Raw genomic sequence first — 20,620 nt, forward strand, 5'->3', positions numbered from 1 at the left:
AAAAATAAAGTAGGGGTGACTGCACTAGGGTGTCACTTTAGGAGTTATTTTGCACCTGTTTTATGTGCTATTTTGCACTATAAATTATTAAAAGCTATCTCCTTTTAAAAGATAGCTTTTTAATGCTTACTTGATTCCGATTACTAAACTGTCTCGTGCAGCTTCAACAACCTCTGTTGTTATGGTTTCAAGATTATTAATTTCAAGTATCCTTTCAATTTGAGTGAACAATCTTTGTATAAGCCTAAAATTTCCTCCAGTAATCTTTATGATGCTAGTTATTGCCTCATAATCGGAAAAGTCCTCAAGTTTTATAGAAAGTCCTAGTTCTTCCCATTTAAACTCCAAGATATGATGGGTTTCATCTTTACTGAGTTTATCAAATTCATGAGCAAATCCAATTCTAGAATAGAGTTGGGGATATCGAGCCAATCTCTTTTCAATTCCAGGCATTCCGATTAATATCATTGCTATATCATTTCGATCATATATATCCCTTAGTTGCTCTAAGTTTTGCACTTTTAGTCGATCTATCTCATCAACAATAATCAGGTCAATTTCTTCAAACGAACTAGTAGAATACTCTTCTTCTTCACCTCTGTTAAGTACTTTATACATAGTTCTAACCATACCCATTCTAGTTCCAATACTATGAATTTCATCTGTCATTTTAGTAGCCCGTACTGCTGGGGCTGTATAAAAAATCGTTCTAGCATCAAGAATCTTTTCATCTGCATTCGCACCGATTTCCTTTGCGTTTTTATAGGCTATTTGTTTTTGGATGGAGTCCCAATTTGAATAATACCTTGAGGATAATGTTTTTCCTACACCTGGCAGACCATAACAAATACCTATATATTTATATTTGATACACGCATCACAAAACTCTGCAAATCTTTTATATTCTTTTGTTTCAATAAACTTCTTTGATTTATTCATTGAAATACCTCTTGAGTTTTGACTTTTTAGAATCAGATTTATTCGACTGGTTCTCGAAATCTTTTTGCTTTGATAAAGCTATTTCTTCTGCAACAGTTCTTCCAGTATCAAGTTGGTTCTTGAGGTTTTTTCGTACTTTATTTCGTGCTGAAACAATATCTTTTAAATCTACTTGGTAATCAGAAATTTCAGGGGAAACAGCAGTGCATAAGTATTTATCTTGATAAAACACCCGAATCTCTGCGATATCCCTTGGATCATAACGAATAATGACTGTTTCACCAATATATGCAGCTAGGTTTGTATCTATATACCTTAAACCTTGGAAGTGAATACCATCCGAATGAACCTTCCTTGGTTTTGCTACATTTAATAATAATAAATCTAGACATTCCAAACTAGCTGGCATATTAGGGAGAAATCCAGAATTACTCCAGGCTTTAATGGGTTCTTTTTTTGTTGTACCATGAACCCTATGATGATAGTTATATATGATGAAATTTGATAATTTATCGTCAAGTTCTTTAAGAGTAAGAAGTGCAGTGCTATTCTGATTTCCGAAATAGCCAGGTAAATCTTGTAGAAACAATTGATTAATGGCTGAAAAGAATCTTTCTATTTTCCCGCGCCCTCTTGGAACCCCTACTGTAGAGAAAACTAGATTAATCTTTAAATCAATAGCTACTTGTTCCAAATGATTGGAAGTAAAGTCACTTCCGTGATCTGTATAAAACTTTTCGGGGATACCACATATTTGCCAATCGAGGTTTCTTTTTCTCCATATTGCTTGGTGTAAGACCAAAGATGTTTGTATAGCAGACGGGTCTTGAAAAGTTAAAAAGTATCCAGCAACTGCTCGACTATAATCATCTAAAATAATTGTTAGCCAAGGTCTTTCTGGTTTTCCTTTCTCATTTAAAACAATTATATCTAATGGGGTATGATCAGCTTGCCATATCTCATTAGGGTAATTAGCCTCTCGTCGGTGAATTAAATCATAAGTGTTTTGATATTCTTTTTTCCCTTCATAGGCTAGTTTTTTTAGTCCTGGTGATAAAGACTTTGAGATAGTATAAACCTGATAGTAACTGGGTTGCTTCCACTTATTCTTTTTGCATATCTCACAAATCTTCCTATGAATAGAAGTGACTGAATTTCTTTTGTGACTAAGTATTAAATTCTTAATTTCTTCTTGTACTTCTTTTTCCACTTTAAAGATTCCTGAATCTGTTCGATTCTTTCGAATCAAACCAATTAATCCAAATTGCTGGTACTTACTAATCCAATATTGAAGTGTTCGTTTTGAAACACCAGATTCCTGAGCAATAGTTTTCAAATTTTTCTCATGGTTAAGATATGGTGCAATTAAATTGTATTTATTCATAGCCTTTTGTCTTTGATCTTCTGAATAAGAAGTCAATGGTGGAAGTTCTTTTTTCATTAGAAACAGCTCCTTCCAATAAGTGAAGCTAGTACCATTAGGTTACTCTAATTTATCATTATCTAAATATCGATAAAGAGTGGCTCTACTAATACCAGTCATTTCAACAATTTCTTTTACACTGTATTCTTCAGTTTTATAAAGATTTATGGCTTTTGTAATATCCTTAGTTGCTACTCTTGGTCGTCCTCCTTTTCTTCCTCTTGCTCTAGCACTTTTTAGTCCTTCCTTTGTTCGTTCAACTATCAAATCTCTTTCAAACTGACTAAAAGCCTGAAAAACGGTCATCATTAACCTTCCTTGTGGAGTCGTAGTGTCAAAACTTTCTTTCACACTAATTAATTTCACATTATTTTCCTCAAAATAATTAACTAGATCAATTAAATCTTTCGTGCTTCTACCTAATCTTGAAAAACTTTCTACAACAACAATATCCCCTGGTCTCAACTTGTCTTTTAAACGATTTAACTCTGGCCGGTTTGATTTTGTTCCTGTCATTTTTTCCGTCAGAACTTCATTACAATTATATTTTTCTAATAAATCCAATTGACGTGCTAATTCTTGTTGACGAGTACTCACTCGTGCATATCCATAAATATACTGACTCATAAAAAAATACCACCTTTTCAGTAAAATTATATCACAAAAGGAGGTATATGATACATAGTTTTTGAGCAATCTTTAAAGACTAAGTTCACATTAATTATAAGCCATTTAATCGTGAAAGAAAAAAGTCTCAAAAACATTCGTTTTTGAGACTAGAATTTTATGCCCTACTTACTTCTTTTATTTTCATTCAAATATTAGCTTGAATGATGAGTCGAAAATGGTTATAATATATGCAAATAAATATTTGAATGAAGATGGGATGATAATATGAAAAAGAAAGATACTTGTGAAATTTTTTGTTATGACGAAGAAAAGGTTAATCGAATACAAGGGGATTTACAAACAGTTGATATTTCTGGTGTTAGCCAAATGTTAAAGGCTATTGCCGATGAAAATAGAGCAAAAATTACTTACGCTCTGTGTCAGGATGAAGAGTTGTGTGTTTGTGATATAGCAAATATCTTAGGTGTTACGATAGCAAATGCATCTCATCATTTACGTACGCTTTATAAGCAAGGGGTGGTCAACTTTAGAAAAGAAGGAAAACTAGCTTTCTATTCTTTAGATGATGAACATATCAGGCAGATAATGATGATCGCCCTAGCACATAAGAAAGAAGTGAAGGTCAATGTCTGAACAAAAGGTTAAACTAATGGAAGAAGAAATGAACGTCTATCGGGTCCAAGGATTTTCATGTGCAAATTGTGCAGGAAAGTTTGAGAAAAATGTTAAAAAGATTCCAGGCGTTCAGGACGCAAAAGTAAATTTTGGAGCTTCAAAAATTGATGTCTTCGGCAGTGCAACTGTTGAAGAACTAGAAAAGGCTGGTGCTTTTGAAAATCTTAAAGTGGCACCAGAGAAACCTAAAAGACGGGTAGAACCTGTGGTAATTAAAGATAAAAACGTTTACCGTGTGGAAGGATTTTCCTGCGCAAATTGTGCGGGGAAGTTTGAAAAAAATGTAAAACAAATAGCTGGAGTTGAGGATGCAAAAGTAAACTTTGGCGCTTCTAAAATTGATGTATATGGAAATGCATCGGTTGAAGAACTTGAAAAAGCAGGTGCTTTTGAGAATCTAAAAGTATCTCCTGAAAAACTAGCGAATCAAACGATACAAAGGGTTAAAGATGACGCTAAGGCTCATAAAGAAGAGAAAACACCATTTTATAAAAAACATAGTACATTGCTGTTTGCCACACTACTAATTGCTTTTGGTTACCTTTCTCACTTTGTAAATGGAGAAGATAACCTCGTAACTTCCATGTTATTTGTAGGTTCTATTGTAATTGGCGGATATTCATTATTTAAAGTCGGTTTTCAAAATTTGATACGCTTTGATTTCGACATGAAAACCCTGATGACCGTTGCCGTTATTGGAGCTGCCATTATTGGTGAATGGGCAGAGGCATCTATTGTTGTTATTCTCTTTGCAATCAGTGAAGCACTTGAACGCTTCTCTATGGACAGAGCAAGACAATCCATACGTTCATTGATGGATATCGCCCCAAAAGAAGCACTAGTTAGACGAAATGGTCAGGAAATAATAATCCATGTGGACGATATCGCTGTGGGTGATATCATGATTGTCAAACCAGGGGAGAAAATTGCCATGGATGGAATCATTGTGAATGGCTTGTCGGCTGTCAATCAGGCAGCTATAACAGGAGAATCTGTTCCCGTCTCCAAAGCGGTAGATGACGAAGTATTTGCAGGTACGCTTAACGAAGAGGGACTACTTGAAGTAAAAATCACCAAATACGTAGAAGATACAACCATTGCCAAGATTATTCATCTTGTTGAAGAAGCACAAGGGGAGCGTGCTCCAGCCCAAGCATTCGTTGATAAATTTGCGAAATACTACACTCCGATCATTATGGTTATTGCAGCCTTGGTTGCAGTCGTTCCACCCCTATTCTTTGGTGGCAGTTGGGATACATGGGTTTATCAAGGATTAGCAGTTCTTGTAGTTGGATGTCCTTGTGCATTAGTTATTTCTACTCCAATCTCGATTGTCTCGGCAATTGGAAATGCAGCGAAAAAAGGTGTGTTGGTTAAAGGTGGTGTCTATCTCGAGAAATTAGGAGCCATTAAGGCAGTCGCATTTGATAAAACAGGAACACTGACAAAAGGTGTACCAGTGGTAACAGATTTTGAAGTATTAAATGACCAAGTGGAAGAAAAAGAGCTATTCTCTACCATTACAGCTTTAGAATATCGTTCACAACATCCACTTGCTTCAGCAATAATGAAAAAGGCAGAGCAAGATAATATCCCTTATTCTAATGTACAAGTGGAAGAATTCACTTCGATTACTGGGCGAGGTATAAAAGGGATTGTAAACGGAACTACTTACTATATTGGAAGCCCAAAACTTTTCAAGGAATTAAATGTTTCCGATTTTAGCCTTGGGTTTGAAAACAATGTGAAAATCCTACAAAACCAAGGAAAAACAGCCATGATTATTGGAACGGAAAAAACAATTCTCGGCGTAATTGCCGTTGCAGATGAGGTTCGTGAAACAAGTAAAAATGTGATTCAAAAACTTCATCAGTTAGGTATCAAGCAAACAATTATGCTGACAGGTGATAATCAAGGTACTGCAAATGCAATCGGTACACATGTAGGCGTTTCTGATATTCAGTCTGAATTGATGCCACAGGATAAATTAGATTATATTAAAAAAATGCAATCGGAGCATGATAATGTAGCTATGATTGGCGATGGCGTTAATGATGCTCCAGCACTTGCTGCATCTACTGTTGGAATTGCAATGGGCGGTGCTGGAACGGATACTGCAATTGAAACAGCTGATATTGCATTAATGGGAGATGATTTAAGTAAGCTTCCATTTGCAGTAAGACTCAGTCGAAAAACTTTAAATATCATTAAAGCTAACATCACTTTTGCTATCGGAATTAAAATAATTGCCTTACTATTAGTTATCCCGGGATGGTTAACCCTTTGGATAGCGATTCTTTCCGATATGGGAGCTACTATTTTGGTAGCATTAAATAGTTTACGACTGATGAGAGTGAAGGATAAATAGGTAGAAAACAGAATAGTAAGGTCACGCTGTGCGCAATTCAAGGGGGGCTTTTCAATTTGAAGAAAAGTCCTACCCCTAAACCTAAAATATTGGAGATGGAAAAATGATCGCAACGATACTTACAGCAGCTGCGGTATATGTAGCAACAGGAATTGATTATCTCGTTATATTAATTCTTTTGTTTTCGCAAGTAAAAAAAGGTCAGGTGAAACATATTTGGATAGGACAATATATAGGGACTGCAATTGTTATAGGAGCAAGTCTTTTAGTTGCACAGGGGGTTGTAAATTTAATTCCTCAGCAATGGGTTATCGGACTACTTGGACTTTTACCACTTTACTTAGGTGTGAAAATGTGGATTAAAGGAGAAGAGGATGAAGATGAAAGTAGTATTTTATCTTTATTCTCCTCTGGAAAATTTAATCAGTTATTTTTGACGATGACTTTCATCGTATTAGCTTCCAGTGCGGATGACTTTTCGATTTATATACCGTACTTCACGACCTTAAATATGTCTGAAATCTTTATTGCTGTTATTGTCTTTTTGATTATGGTTGCTGTTTTATGTTATGTCAGCTATCGCTTAGCTTCCTTAGATTTTGTATCAGAAAAAATTGAGAAATATGAACGTTGGATTGTACCTATTGTATTCATTGGGTTAGGGATTTATATATTGTTTGAAAATGGTACATTTAACGCTTTATTCTCATTTCTTTAACAATCGGAACGCTTTTCTCTAATAAGAATCAGCGCTCGTTTGACATATAAGACCGCCTTTTGGGAGTCACGATAGAAGTCCAATTTCTTAATTTTAGAACTGAGAAATTGGACTTCTATATACCTCCTGACTCTAGCCTTATTAACTTGTAATGCAAAATAACGATTAAAATAGGTGCAAAATAACTCCTAAAGTGACACACTGACCAAGCGAATAAAATCCAATCAATAATTAATACCTTCTAACATTAGTCACAATAGCTAAAAATAGTCTTTTCAAATGAAGATAGTTTTATTTCTCATTAATTCAGTTTTATAATTACCATACATGGGTATAGTATGATATATTAGAAATAAGGAATGGATATTTGTGCAACATATGTAAGGACAAACAAAATAATTTAGAAGGAGTGATATTAATGGCAAAACATGAGGACGAAAAACATAAGCATAGCGAACACAACCACCATAACCATGACTATCATAGCCATGCACATAATCACGAAGTAAACCATCACCATCATGATGGTGAAGAACATAGCCATGACAGTCATCAAAGTCATGCTCATGACCATGGCAGTCACGAGGGACATGACCATGGCGGGCACGGAGGTCATGGGCACCATGATCATGGAGATATGATCGGAGATTTTAAGAAGCGATTCTTTATTTCTTTAATTATTACCATTCCAATTCTCGCTTTATCGCCTATGATTCAAGACTTTATTGGGGTCAATTGGCGTTTTACTGGTGATATGTTTATCTTATTTGCATTATCAACAGTAGTATTCTTCTATGGTGGCTGGCCATTTATAACAGGTGGAATCAGTGAGTTGAAAGAGAAGAATCCTGGAATGATGACACTCATTGCACTTGCTATTACCATAGCTTATGGATACAGTACCATGGTTGTATTCGGCTGGGAAGGCAGTCAGCTATTCTGGGAACTGGCTACATTGGTTGACATTATGTTGCTCGGTCACTGGATTGAAATGCGGTCTGTGATGGGTGCATCTAACGCGCTTGAACAGCTGGTGAAACTTATGCCAAACGAAGCACATCGATTAGATGAAAATGATCAAGTACAGGATGTCCCATTATCGGAGTTGAAAAATAATGACAGGGTACTTATAAAACCGGGCGAAAAGATCCCTGTAGACGGAACGATTATTGATGGGAATTCGGCTATTGATGAATCTATGCTTACGGGGGAATCTGTTCCGGTTGAAAAAAATAAAGGTGATGAAGTCATCGGAGGATCGATTAATAAGGAAGGCTCTCTTACCGTAAAGGTTGAAAAAACAGGGGAAGATTCCTATTTATCACAGGTTATTACAATGGTAAAGGAAGCACAGGAATCAAAATCCAGAACACAGGATTTGACGAACCGCGCGGCTAAGTGGTTATTTTACCTTGCACTAGCTGCCGGTTTTGCAACCTTATTTATTTGGTTGCTCTTGGGGTACTCTTTTGATGTTGCCATTGAACGGATGGTTACCGTTATGGTTATTACCTGTCCGCATGCGCTCGGGTTAGCAGCACCTCTTGTTGTAGCAGTTTCTACATCTATTTCTGCCAAAAAAGGATTGCTAATTCGGAACCGTGCTAATTTTGAAGGGGCACGTAATTTAAATGCGGTTGTTTTTGACAAAACAGGTACACTGACAAAAGGTGAATTTGGTGTAACTAATATCGTGCCTAGTGAGGGATATAACGAAGGAGATCTTTTAAAATATGCGTCCACTGTAGAACAAAACTCTGAACATCCAATAGCAACCGGGATTGTGAAGGAAGCGAAAGAACAAGAGGTTGCTTTAGGAAAATTAACTGATTTCGAGTCGATAACAGGAAAAGGAATTCAAGGGAAAGTGGACGGAAGAAAAGTAAATGTTGTCAGTCCGGGTTATGTAAGTGATAATAATTTTAGTTACGATCAGCAGTTGTTTAATGAAATGTCAGAAGAAGGAAAGACCGTCGTATTTGTTCTGCTTGAAGATGAATTGATCGGGATGATCGCGTTAGCAGATATCGTTCGTGAAACAGCAAAAGAAGCTATTTCAACCCTGAAGGAAAATGGAATACATTCCATTATGCTAACAGGAGACAATAAAAAGGTTGCAAACTGGGTAGCAAAACAACTGGGTATCGATGAAGTCTATGCAGAAGTTTTACCGGATGACAAAGCGAATCAGGTGAAACAAATACAAGCAAAAGGCTGGAAGGTTGCTATGACGGGTGATGGTGTGAATGATGCGCCGGCACTTGCTACGGCTGATTTGGGAATTGCTATCGGTGCAGGTACAGATGTGGCAATGGAAACAGCTGATGTGGTGCTTGTGAAAAGCAACCCGAATGATGTTGTGGCACTAATGGATTTATCGAAAAAAACGTATCGGAAAATGGTCCAGAATCTCTGGTGGGCGACAGGCTATAATATTTTTGCCATACCACTCGCAGCAGGTGTCCTAGCGCCGATTGGCGTTGTACTAAGTCCTGCAGTAGGGGCAGTATTGATGAGTTTGAGTACCATTATTGTTGCGATAAATGCAAAACTATTAAAAGCTTAAGTAATGTCATCAAACAGCTATTTAAAGTAAAACTCTAGCGTGAGGTTATTGTAGTAAACTCACGCTAGATCTTTTCGAAGAAGATATGGAGTAGAATCTTTATTTAATTATACGAGGAGGAAGAAACAATGGATCATAGTAAACATAATCATCATCACGACCATAGTGTTGAATCAGAGGTTAAAACAAATGTGACATACAATAATGGAATAGTTTTCATTGAATTGAAAGATGATACCGGGAACCCCTCTGATCTTACTGTACTGCATGAAAAAGAGATGCATTTCATCATTGTCTCTAATGATTTAGAGGAGTACTATCATTTGCATCCAGAGAAGGAACCACAAGGATCCTATGTAGTAAACCAAGATCTAAATGATGGTACCTATCAAGCGTTCGTTGATATTGCACCGGAAAACAAGGTGTACCAAATTACGCCAAATACTTTACAGGTTGGAACAAATGAAACAAGTAAAGTAAACCTTGAAGGAAAGGATACTTGGACGAAAGAGCGTGATGGGAAAACAGTCACATTAGATGCCGTGGATGCAACTGTTGGGGAAGAGGTCCCGTTGGTCTTTGATATGCATGGAGAAAAACCAGATACACATCTTGGTGCTTTAGGTCATGTGGTTATTGTTGATGAGGATGTCGAACAGTATATTCATGTCCATCCAGCTTCAGAAGATACAACAACTTTTAATGCGCATTTTTCTAAGCCTGGCATGTACAAAATCTGGGCCGAATTTAAGTTTGCCGATAACGTACACTTCTATCCTTTTATTCTAGAAGTAAAAGAATAAGTAAAGTCATTATAAGCTACGAGGAGGTAAGTTAGAGAGATGGCTAAATATCATTTGGAAATCTACACTAGACCTACTTGTTCGGATTGCCAGGATCTGAAAAAATTCTTGGAAGATCATCGTATTCCGCACAAGCAATATGATTTAGCAAAACAACCAGCTAAAGAGGAAGATCTTAAAAAGATAACGAGAAGCAGAATCGTACCAGCACTTGTATTTTCTGATCCATCCCTTTTGAGGTTGGTGAGAAAGCCAAAAAGCATGATTGGGTTTGAAAGGAACAAGGATGAAATAAAAAGGCTGCTAAATGTAGGATAGCTAATATCATTACGATTAGAGCGAGAGTATTTTTGGCTAAATACCCTCCCTAGATAGTATAATTTAACCTTTTCCTGATTTTTTTGTTGACAATTATACTATACGGGGGTATAGTATAAGTATAAAAGTAAAGGAAGTGATTCATTTGGATAAATTCTTACGTGATCACCCAAGTACCCCAAGAACAGAAGCTGAAAAGGAAAAAACGATTAATCGTTTAAAACGTATAGAAGGTCAAGTTCGTGGAATACAGAAAATGGTGGAAGAGGATCGCTATTGTGTAGATATTTTAGTACAAATTAGCGCCATTCAATCCGCATTAAAAAATGTAGGTTTCGCAGTCACGGAACGACATATCAACCATTGTGTCAGTGATGCAATTAAACAAGGTGAGGGCGCGGAAACGATTGAGGAATTAATGACTGTACTGAAGCAGTTTTCCAAGTAGTTAGGAGGGAGCTATCATGAACGAAGCCGAAACAAACCATGCAACACTTGGTGTAACAGGTATGACATGTGCTGCTTGTTCCAATCGTATTGAAAAAGTTTTAAATAAAATGGATGGAGTAGAAGCCCAGGTCAATTTAACAACAGAAAGGGCAACGGTAGATTATGATTCAGAAAAAACTTCTATAGAAGATATTTCGAATAAAATTGAAAAAGTCGGCTACGGCGTTTTAATGGAACAAACAGATTTAGATGTTTTTGGAATGACCTGTGCCGCCTGTTCAACCCGTATTGAAAAGGTATTAAATAAGCAAGATGGGGTTAAATCTGCAAATGTTAACTTAACAACAGAAACGGCATCTGTAGAATATAACCCAGGACTCGTAGATACAAAAGGAATCATCGAGAAAATCAAAAAATTGGGTTATGATGCGCAACTTAAAGCGGAAGCAGAAGAAAAGCAAACGCATAAAGAAAAAGAAATTAAAAATATGAAGACGAAATTAATCGTTTCAGCCGTGTTAACTGCGCCGCTAATAGTAACCATGTTGGTTCATTTATTTAATATGAATATACCGGATATATTCATGAATCCGTGGTTCCAATTTGCACTTGCAACGCCGGTACAATTTATTATCGGCTGGCAATTTTACGTCGGTGCATATAAGAACCTTCGTAATGGCGGGGCAAACATGGATGTGCTTGTTGCATTAGGAACGAGTGCAGCCTATTTCTATAGTTTATTCGAAGCATTTAGGACCATCGGCAATCCAACGTACGAACCGCATTTGTACTTTGAAACAAGTGCTGTAATCATTACGTTGATTTTATTTGGGAAGTATCTGGAAACAAGAGCAAAAAGCCAGACAACGAATGCACTATCTTCTTTGCTTAATTTACAGGCAAAAGAAGCTCGCGTTATAAGAAATGGTGAGGAAATCATGACTCCAGTTGAGGAAGTTGTCGTTGGTGATCGATTAGTTGTAAAACCTGGAGAAAAAATACCTGTGGACGGTAGGATTGTAAAAGGAAGAACCTCTGTAGATGAATCGATGATTACAGGGGAGTCCATCCCGATTGAAAAAGACGTAGATGCTAGCGTAATCGGCTCAACGATAAACAAAAACGGTTCGATTGAAATGCATGCAACGAAGGTTGGTAAAGATACTGCACTTGCATCGATTGTGAAAGTAGTCGAGGATGCACAGGGATCGAAAGCACCAATCCAGCGATTAGCCGACGTCATTTCCGGCTATTTCGTACCAATCGTTGTAGGTATTGCCATTTTAACATTTACGGTATGGATCGCGTTTGTCCAACCTGGGCAATTTGAACCTGCTTTAGTCGCAGCGATTGCTGTCCTTGTGATTGCATGTCCTTGTGCTTTAGGCCTTGCAACACCAACATCTATTATGGTTGGCACAGGAAAAGGTGCAGAAAATGGCATTCTTTTTAAAGGTGGAGAACATCTAGAGCGTACCCATGCATTAAATGCAATCGTGTTGGATAAAACGGGAACAATTACAAAAGGAAAACCAGAAGTAACAAACTTTACAGGTGATGATGAGACATTACAGTTACTCGCGAGTGCGGAAAAAGGTTCCGAACATCCACTTGCAGAAGCTATTGTTGCCTATGCAACCGAAAAAGAGATTGAGTTAGGTGAAGTAGATGATTTCAACGCTATACCTGGTCATGGTATCGAAGCTACGATTTCCAGCAATAACATTCTTGTAGGAAATCGTAAACTCATGCAAGATCACCAAGTCGATGTTGGTAGTGCGGAACAGGAATTGATCGATTACGAAGTGGATGGAAAAACAGCTATGCTGATTGCTGTTGATGGTAAGTATCGCGGGATTGTTGCCGTTGCAGATACGATTAAAGAAACAGCGCCACAAGCAATAAGAGAGTTACAAGAAGAAGGCTTGGAAGTTATCATGTTAACAGGTGATAACGAGCGAACTGCACAAGCAATTGCAAAGCAGGTAGGAATTGATCAAGTAATAGCCCAAGTATTGCCTGAAGAAAAAGCGGATAAAGTAAAAGAAATTCAGTTACAAGGTAAAAAGGTTGGAATGGTTGGGGACGGGGTAAATGATGCTCCTGCACTTGCAATCGCTGATATTGGAATTGCCATTGGAACTGGTACAGAAGTGGCCATTGAAGCGGCTGACATTACGATTCTTGGTGGTGAGCTATTGCTCATACCGAAAGCGATCAAAATCAGCCATGCGACAATTCGAAATATCCGTCAAAACCTCTTCTGGGCGTTTGGCTACAACACAGCAGGAATCCCGGTTGCAGCAGTCGGTTTACTTGCACCATGGGTTGCTGGCGCTGCAATGGCGCTGAGTTCTGTAAGTGTTGTTTCTAACTCCCTTCGCTTGAAGAGAGTTAAGATATAACTTTTTCTAAAAAACCTTTAAAGGGGGTGAAAAAGCATGGGACAAAAAACTCTAGATGTCCAAGGCATGACATGCGGACATTGCAAAATGTCCGTTGAAGGTGCATTAAATGAATTAGATGGCGTATCAGCAGCTGAAGTTAACTTAAAATCTGGCAAAGTAGATGTTACTTTTGACGAATCAAAAGTAAATGTTGATGCCATGAAAGAAGCTGTTGAAGATCAAGGCTATGATGTTAGTGCCTAGTGCCTAAAAAATAAAAAAGCTGGTTTTCTGACTGGAAAATCAGCTTTTTTTATTTAAAGAATTAAAGCAAGGTTGGAAAAAGTTAGCCATGATAGGTGATGGCATTAATGATGCCCTCTTAGTGAATGATTAAAACGAGCAAAATACAAGCGCGGAATCAACATCCAATTCACAAGGTAATATGTCACATGGTATGTCCAGTTCTGGAGAAATTTCTTCCTGAGGTGAGGTGAATGAAGAATGGGAAAATGGTTTCCATCTATTTATGATTTGTTAATGAGACCGCTTGAACAAACTAAGTTTAAGAAAATACGTAAAACATTGGTAAGTCAGGCAGTAGGAAGGGTGCTGGAGATTGGTTCAGGTACAGGAGTGAACTTTCCTCACTATCTGGATGTAACACGGGTAGATGCAATTGAACCGAACCCTTTGATGAAGGAACGAGCACTTAAAAGGACGGAGAGAGCACGTATCCCTATTCAAACCTATCTGGTCAAAGCGGAAAAGCTTCCGTTTGCGGATAATACATTTGATTCAGTTGTAGCCACGCTTGTTTTTTGTACCATTCCAGAACCGATGAAGGCTCTTCAAGAAATTCAACGAGTTAGTAAACCTAATGCGAAAATTTTATTTTTTGAGCATGTAAGATTAGATCAAGCATTCTTAAGAAAAACACAGGATATATTAACACCGTTATGGAAAAAAGTTTGTGACGGATGTCATTTGAACCGAGACACCTTAGAACTAATAAAACAGTCAAACTTGTCTGTTTTGAAAGTAGACTCCTATTTTAATGGGATCTTGTTGTCTATTAAATGTTTAAATGAATAAAGTGAGTGCGTTGTGTTCTGGTATTAAGCTAGAGGGTTCATAACTTTTAACGTTCTGGTTGGTTTTCGGGTTTGATAATTATTGGTTTTTTTAGGATATAAATATGTTCGTTGAGGATTTTAAAGGAGTGGTTATCAAAAGGTGAGATGGACGGTTAAAACCAGTTTAAAAGAATTTAAAAAACAAACGCTGCACAAAAAATGGATATTTTTTTGTATGATATTAGAGGATTTACTTTCTCAAAAATAAAGAAAACAACATAGTTAGGGGGAATACAGGTTCAAATGATAAAGCAAGTAACGATTACATATAGCAGAATGCAGTAGTAATAATGGTAATGAAGATGGGAATTGGAGCACCTTATGACGGGCCTATGTATATTGCACAAATCCACAGGATAATCAGGAGTTTGCTACCTATACCACAAAAGGCCAGGCTTATAGATCAAAAGATGGTGCAGAATCCTGGGATCAAATTTTAGAGAATGGAAAAGTAAATTAAACCATAGTGAGTTGAATAAATATGTTTGATCTTTTTAATCAAATTAGCGGTATGTTAAGTAGACCAATTCACGAGCTGGCATATGGATTCGAACATATGCCGATACTATTCACTTTTTTCCTAGGTGTAGTTGGAGCAGTTGCCCCATGCCAGCTTACAAGTAATATTAGTGCAATTACTATTTATGGAAATAAATCACTAGTAGATAAGGTTCCCTGGTTACATGTACTCTTATTTATATTGGGGAAGATTGTCGTATTTTCTGCACTTGGGATCATTATTTGGCAATTGGGGCAGGAAGTTCACAGTGCTTTATCACAAATGTTTCCAGTCCTACGTAAAGCAATTGGTCCGTTACTTATTATATTTGGGTTGTTTATGATTGGGTTGTTTCAATTTAATAAATCATTTGGAATGATTAAGATTCCAAACAGGTTAAAAGATAGCTATACTGGAAGTTTTTTATTGGGAGTTAGTTTTACATTAGCCTTTTGTCCAACGATGTTTGTTTTATTTATATTAACATTAATGCCGGTTGTTATGACAACATCCTATGGTGTCATCCTTCCTTCCATATTTGGAATTGGCACATCCCTTCCACTTTTGCTTGTTATCTTTTTAATTTGGTATTTTGGAGCAAGTGGTGCTATTTTAAAGAAAAGCAGAAAGATTGGTGCGATTACCCAAAAGATAGCTGGGGTATTACTCCTTCTTATTGGTATTTTTGATACATTAACCTATTGGTAGTAAAGAGGTCCATTATGTTTAATAAACTATCTTTTAAAATTGGATTATTATTTTTCGTTTTTATCTTAGTCATTGAGTCTTTTTTATTTTTAATACTATATACGAACTTGGCCAATGATCGAATCGAAGAAGTAATGGACAACTTATTAGCGCGTGGAAACACCCATAGTGATGTACTTGAAGATAATTTTGAAAGTCCAACATTAGAACATGTTGGACTAATGGAATCTGCCTCTGATTATGTAGTTATAATCACCGATGCAACTGGAAATATTCTTATTAATTCTGACCCTATTGAAGAAGAAATGCTAGATGTTATGGAGCATACTGATTATGAAGACATGCCAAATGGGGGAGAAATTGTTGAAGATCGATGGACCGAGAAGGAATATATTGTAACAGATAGTCCAATTAATATTGATGGAGCGCATCAAGGTCACGTCTTTATGTTTGCTCACACAAATACTGTTAAAAGAATTGTAGATCAATTAAGTGATCAATTTTTCGTTACGGGCATCATTACGGTACTTCTAACAATTATTACGATTTTTATATTGTCTAGGTTTATTACACTTCCATTAATTAAAATAAAAGAAGCAACTGAACATTTGAGTGAAGGCAGAAATAGGATTGAGTTATCTAAGGAACGAAAAGATGAACTAGGAGAGTTAGCAAATTCAATTACTAAACTATCGCAAGACTTGGATCGATTAAGAAATGAGAGAAATGAGTTTCTGGCAAGTATATCACATGAACTTAGAACACCATTAACCTATATAAAAGGGTATGCAGATATAATTAGCCGCCCCGATATTACAGATTTAGATAGAGAAGAGTATATTGGTATTATTCGTGAAGAGACAGAACAATTGAATGTGCTAATTAAGAACTTATTTGAATTAGCACAAATGGATCAAAATCAGTTTGATATCAAACGTGAGAAAGTTGTGTTGGGAGAGTTGATCCAATCGTTAGCAGATCGCATTAGACCAGCATACTCAGAGAAAAACATATCATTTTTAGTCAACTGCCCTAATGATACAGTTGCATATGTCGATTCAAAACGATTTCAACAAGTTTTGCTAAATATATTGGATAATGCGAGAAAACATTCGCATGCAGGTAGTCAAGTTAAATTAGAAGTAAGCGAAACGAATCAATATGTCAAAATTTCTATTATAGATAATGGAGAGGGTATTCCAAAGAAAGACCTTCCAAAAATATTTGATCGTTTGTACAGAGTTGAAAAATCAAGGTCACGGAAAAGCGGTGGCACCGGGTTAGGATTAGCGATCGCTAAAGAAATTATAGAATCACATGGTGGATCGATAGAAGTGCAAAGTGAATTGGAAAAGGGCACAAGTGTTATTATATGGTTAAGGAGAGGTAGTAATGAATAAAGTGCTGTTAATTGATGATGAGAAGCGAATGTTAGACTTATTGGCTTTATATCTAAAACCTCACAATTATGATTGCAAGAAAGCATTTGGAGCAATTGAAGCCCTAACCTTTATAAAAGAAGAAGTTTTTGACATCGTTTTACTTGATATTATGATGCCAGAAATGAATGGGTGGGAACTTTGCAAGAAAATTAGACGAATTACTGATGTACCTATTATTATGGTAACTGCCCGTGAGCAAAAAGAGGATATTGTTAAAGGATTGAAACTAGGTGCAGATGATTATATCACTAAACCTTTTAATGAAGAAGAACTAGTGGCTAGAATGGAAGCATTGTTACGTAGAAGGGATAAAACAAATACTATTGAAATAGACGGGTTGCTATGGGATGAATCCCGATTCGAGCTTTCCTATAAGAATAAACCAATTAATTTAACTCCAAAGGAATTCTTGATGATTGGACATTTAATGAAAAACCCTAATCAGGTATTTGAACGGGAAAAATTAATTGATTTAATTTGGGGATTTGAGTCGGAAACAGGGGGTAGAACAGTTGACTCTCATGTTAGAAATATAAGAGATAAGATTCGACAGGCCGGATTTCCAATTGACGAGTACTTCGTAACGGTTTGGGGTGTGGGGTATAAATGGATCAAATCACCTTAATATATTATAGGTTATCTGCCTCTTAAATGGTTGTATTAATAATGGATTGCTCACAATTATATTATTATAATTATGAGCAATCCTTTTAATTAAAGTTGTAAACTTTTCGTACAATCAAAATTAGTTAAGCGATACTTCTGCAAGCCTCTGCACATCTATAGCAAGCATCCGCACATTTTTGACAGTGATCATGACTATGTTTTTTACATTCATCCCCACAAGCCTCGCAAATAGTAGCACATACAGAAGCTAATTCAGAAACAAAGGGTGTACCTCTTGAGATTGCTTGTTCTAAATAAGCACAAATATCAGCACATTCTCTATCTAATCGAATGCACTCGGCCATCATTTTAATATCGTCCTCTTTTAGGCATGCATCATAACAGTGATTACACTCTGTCATACATTCATGTAAAGTTTGTAATAGTTGTTGATGCTGTTCATGTGCCATTAATAAAACCTCCATTTTAGTGATTTTTTGATTACATAATATAAGTTTCCCGTTAAATTTTAATATAAACTGAAATAATAAAACTCCATAAAAACTGCACAAATTCTTTACAAACGTAAAGCTATGTACTTCATCAAATAGTAACTTTTTCTTGATAAATTCTCGAAAGTTTTAATGTATAGTTACATTGTTTAGGAATCATTATTTCACTAAGTACCACCGTTTGTGCTATTAATGCTTAGCTTTTAAAGAAATTGATTAATATGTAAAAATTCATTTAATGGGAGTTGTGGTTTATGAAAAGAAAAATATTATTAATAGGTTTAATTTCTTTATTGACAGCACTTGTCTTATCTGCTTGTTCAGGGAATGTTGATTCAACATCTGAAGAGAACTCGGATATGGAACAACAGTCAGGTGAAAATATGGACATGAATGAAGAAGAGTCTTCCATGGAAGAAGGAATGGATCATTCAACTATGAATGATGACATGGAGGGTCATATGGATCATGATGAAGTGGTAAGTTTAAACGACTCAACTGGAGAAAATGAATTGAAAATCCCTTCCGTGCTTGAAAGCGATAATGAAGAAGAACTTGTATATACTGTTCGAGCACAAAAAGGAGAGACGGAAATATTTGATGGTACTAAAACGAAAACGTATGGATACAATGGGTCTTTTTTAGGACCGGTGCTTCGATTTGAAAAAGGTGATACGGTGAAAATAAGAACGATAAATGAGCTAGATGAGGAAACCACTTTTCATTGGCACGGGCTGGAAGTTTCAGGAGAAGAAGATGGTGGCCCACATAGTGTTATAGAACCTGGAGAAGAAAAGTTAATCGAATTTGAAGTGACACAAGAGGCATCAACACTATGGTTCCATCCTCATCCAGATGGAAAAACGTCTGAACAGGTATACAATGGACTTGCAGGATTGATTTATATCGAAGATGACAATTCAAGGAATCTCGGATTGCCAGATGAGTATGGAAAGAATGATATTCCCTTGATTTTTCAAGATAAAACATTTGATGATGAGAAACAATTGAATTACAGTGCTGCAATGAATGAGGATGGCACAATCGGTGATACGTCATTGATTAATGGGACGTTAAATCCGAAATTGACAGTAAATAAAGAAAAGGTTCGTCTTCGTCTATTAAATGGTTCTAATGCGAGGAATTACACATTTAAATTGAATACAGGAGATTCCTTTGTGCAAGTTGCGACGGATGGAGGTTTCTTGAATGAACCGGTGACACTAAATGAAATTACACTGACCCCATCTGAACGGGCTGAAATAGTTATTGATTTTTCACAGCTTAACACAGAAGATGAGTTGGCGTTAATAAATGAGGAGGATGGATCTACCCTTTTACCATTTGAAGTTTCTGATCAAAGTGGAGAGGATAGTAGCATTCCTGAAGAGATGAATGATTTTTCAATAACAGAAGAAGAGAGGAACTTGCCAGTTACAAAGGAAGTGGAACTCTTTGGGATGATGGACCAGGTAACGATAAATGGAAAGAAATTTGATCCAGATAGAATTGATTTCACACAAGAACAAGGAGTCACTGAAGTATGGGAAATATACAATAAGCCGGATGATATGGGGGGGATGATTCATCCATTCCACATTCACGGAGCCCAATTTAAAATACTTTCTAGAAATGGAGAAGAACCACCAGAAAATGAACGGGGATGGAAAGATACTATTTCTGTAGAACCAGATGAAACAGTCAAAATAGCTATACAATTTAAGAATAAGGGCGTGTATATGTTCCATTGCCATATTCTTGAACATGAAGACAACGGCATGATGGGACAGGTAAAAGTGGAATAAGCTACAATCTGAAAGTATTGGCGGTCCGTAATATAACGCTGGACATGTAAAAAGGATTATTAATATAGCCAGTGTGATTAATGATAGTTCACACTGGCTATTTTAAAATTTGCATTAATCATATAGAAGGGGATATTTGAGATCGGTTTAAAACCCCCAAATGAACGATTTTCCTTGATTTGAAGTGTTCACTGTCTATTTGTAAATTGAAAAATAGGATAACCACGACAATAAAAGCAGACATGAAGAATATTAATGGATGAGTTGAATAACAGATCCATCTGTGACTCGTTTTCTTATTTTTTGTTCCAATTTATCTTGTGGAATCGTATCAAAATAAGATTTTAAATCCACATCAATGACATAATGATGGCCAGTTCAAATGCTCCGTCACCTTATCTGCAGCATATGTACACTAATCCTAAGACTGAATCCATAACTGCACGGGAGAAATACTTAAATATAGCATCTTCTAATACATATTTGAATAATTTGTGTCAATTTGCAACCTCTTAAAATCTTCATAGTTTCTACACATAATTATGCTATGCTAGTAAATAATGTTTGCAAAAAAAGTGCTGATTATTATACATTGCATTGGGTTAAGTCTTTAATCAAACTTCTTTGAGGAGTGA

Annotated in this window: 18 protein-coding genes; 14 read left to right on the top strand and 4 right to left on the bottom strand. The window is 36.4% G+C overall.

Features of this window, described 5'->3' with window-relative positions; genetic code table 11:
* Nucleotides 1–126 precede the first annotated feature (126 nt).
* Genes MUN87_RS14545 through MUN87_RS14555 form a run of 3 tightly spaced genes read right to left on the bottom strand, consistent with a single transcriptional unit; the run spans nucleotide 127 to nucleotide 2,989 of the window.
* A complete protein-coding gene (locus tag MUN87_RS14545; RefSeq protein WP_066187256.1) occupies nucleotides 127–939 on the bottom strand; it encodes an AAA family ATPase in 813 nt (270 codons plus the stop codon).
* The gene (locus tag MUN87_RS14550; RefSeq protein WP_244741233.1) at nucleotides 932–2,380 is read right to left on the bottom strand and encodes a TnsB C-terminal domain-containing protein; all 1,449 of its coding nucleotides are present in this window, start codon (nucleotides 2,378–2,380) and stop codon (nucleotides 932–934) included. Before MUN87_RS14550 ends, MUN87_RS14545 begins: the two co-directional genes overlap by 8 nt.
* Before the next feature lie 42 nt (nucleotides 2,381–2,422).
* Nucleotides 2,423–2,989, bottom strand: coding sequence for a recombinase family protein (locus tag MUN87_RS14555; RefSeq protein WP_066187253.1), 567 nt, complete (start codon nucleotides 2,987–2,989; stop codon nucleotides 2,423–2,425).
* A 267-nt stretch (nucleotides 2,990–3,256) separates the two neighbouring features.
* Between MUN87_RS14555 and cadC the strand changes: the two genes are divergently transcribed.
* The 13 genes from cadC (at nucleotide 3,257) to MUN87_RS14620 (ending at nucleotide 17,687) form a co-directional block, all read left to right on the top strand.
* On the top strand, nucleotides 3,257–3,625 hold the full coding sequence (cadC, locus tag MUN87_RS14560; RefSeq protein ID WP_011304078.1) for a Cd(II)/Pb(II)/Zn(II)-sensing metalloregulatory transcriptional repressor CadC: 369 nt from the start codon (nucleotides 3,257–3,259) through the stop codon (nucleotides 3,623–3,625).
* The gene (locus MUN87_RS14565; protein WP_244741235.1) at nucleotides 3,618–6,035 is read left to right on the top strand and encodes a heavy metal translocating P-type ATPase; all 2,418 of its coding nucleotides are present in this window, start codon (nucleotides 3,618–3,620) and stop codon (nucleotides 6,033–6,035) included. Before cadC ends, MUN87_RS14565 begins: the two co-directional genes overlap by 8 nt.
* Before the next feature lie 103 nt (nucleotides 6,036–6,138).
* Complete coding sequence (locus MUN87_RS14570) at nucleotides 6,139–6,753, top strand: CadD family cadmium resistance transporter (RefSeq protein ID WP_013730037.1); 615 nt, start codon at nucleotides 6,139–6,141, stop codon at nucleotides 6,751–6,753.
* A gap of 418 nt (nucleotides 6,754–7,171) precedes the next feature.
* Entirely contained in the window at nucleotides 7,172–9,319 is a 2,148-nt protein-coding gene (locus tag MUN87_RS14575) for a heavy metal translocating P-type ATPase (RefSeq protein WP_244741236.1), read from the top strand.
* A gap of 128 nt (nucleotides 9,320–9,447) precedes the next feature.
* Complete coding sequence (locus tag MUN87_RS14580) at nucleotides 9,448–10,122, top strand: DUF8832 domain-containing protein (protein WP_244741238.1); 675 nt, start codon at nucleotides 9,448–9,450, stop codon at nucleotides 10,120–10,122.
* Nucleotides 10,123–10,161: 39 nt separating this feature from the next.
* Nucleotides 10,162–10,440, top strand: a complete 279-nt coding sequence (locus MUN87_RS14585) for a glutaredoxin family protein (RefSeq protein WP_244741240.1) — start codon at nucleotides 10,162–10,164, stop codon at nucleotides 10,438–10,440.
* A 145-nt stretch (nucleotides 10,441–10,585) separates the two neighbouring features.
* On the top strand, nucleotides 10,586–10,888 hold the full coding sequence (locus MUN87_RS14590; protein WP_305037396.1) for a metal-sensing transcriptional repressor: 303 nt from the start codon (nucleotides 10,586–10,588) through the stop codon (nucleotides 10,886–10,888).
* Between the two features lie 16 nt (nucleotides 10,889–10,904).
* A complete protein-coding gene (locus MUN87_RS14595) occupies nucleotides 10,905–13,295 on the top strand; it encodes a heavy metal translocating P-type ATPase (protein ID WP_244741242.1) in 2,391 nt (796 codons plus the stop codon).
* Between the two features lie 36 nt (nucleotides 13,296–13,331).
* On the top strand, nucleotides 13,332–13,541 hold the full coding sequence (gene copZ / locus MUN87_RS14600) for a copper chaperone CopZ (protein ID WP_244741243.1): 210 nt from the start codon (nucleotides 13,332–13,334) through the stop codon (nucleotides 13,539–13,541).
* Between the two features lie 240 nt (nucleotides 13,542–13,781).
* Nucleotides 13,782–14,372, top strand: a complete 591-nt coding sequence (locus MUN87_RS14605) for a class I SAM-dependent methyltransferase (RefSeq protein WP_244741245.1) — start codon at nucleotides 13,782–13,784, stop codon at nucleotides 14,370–14,372.
* A gap of 522 nt (nucleotides 14,373–14,894) precedes the next feature.
* Complete coding sequence (locus MUN87_RS14610; RefSeq protein WP_244741247.1) at nucleotides 14,895–15,620, top strand: cytochrome c biogenesis CcdA family protein; 726 nt, start codon at nucleotides 14,895–14,897, stop codon at nucleotides 15,618–15,620.
* A gap of 14 nt (nucleotides 15,621–15,634) precedes the next feature.
* Nucleotides 15,635–17,020 (top strand): sensor histidine kinase, encoded by a 1,386-nt coding sequence (locus tag MUN87_RS14615; protein WP_244741248.1) that lies wholly within the window; start codon nucleotides 15,635–15,637, stop codon nucleotides 17,018–17,020.
* Nucleotides 17,013–17,687 carry a response regulator transcription factor gene (locus MUN87_RS14620; RefSeq protein WP_244741250.1) on the top strand — a complete coding sequence of 225 codons (675 nt, stop codon included), beginning with the start codon at nucleotides 17,013–17,015 and terminating at the stop codon, nucleotides 17,685–17,687. Before MUN87_RS14615 ends, MUN87_RS14620 begins: the two co-directional genes overlap by 8 nt.
* A gap of 124 nt (nucleotides 17,688–17,811) precedes the next feature.
* Here the strand turns inward: MUN87_RS14620 and MUN87_RS14625 are convergent, their stop codons facing one another.
* Nucleotides 17,812–18,138 (bottom strand): four-helix bundle copper-binding protein, encoded by a 327-nt coding sequence (locus MUN87_RS14625; protein WP_244741252.1) that lies wholly within the window; start codon nucleotides 18,136–18,138, stop codon nucleotides 17,812–17,814.
* 296 nt (nucleotides 18,139–18,434) lie between these two features.
* Here MUN87_RS14625 and MUN87_RS14630 point away from each other — a divergent pair, with 296 nt between their 5' ends.
* Nucleotides 18,435–19,985 (top strand): multicopper oxidase family protein, encoded by a 1,551-nt coding sequence (locus tag MUN87_RS14630; protein ID WP_244741254.1) that lies wholly within the window; start codon nucleotides 18,435–18,437, stop codon nucleotides 19,983–19,985.
* The last annotated feature ends 635 nt before the right edge of the window (nucleotides 19,986–20,620 follow it).

It is taken from the genome of Gracilibacillus salinarum, assembly GCF_022919575.1.
Taxonomy (GTDB): domain Bacteria; phylum Bacillota; class Bacilli; order Bacillales; family Amphibacillaceae; genus Gracilibacillus; species Gracilibacillus salinarum.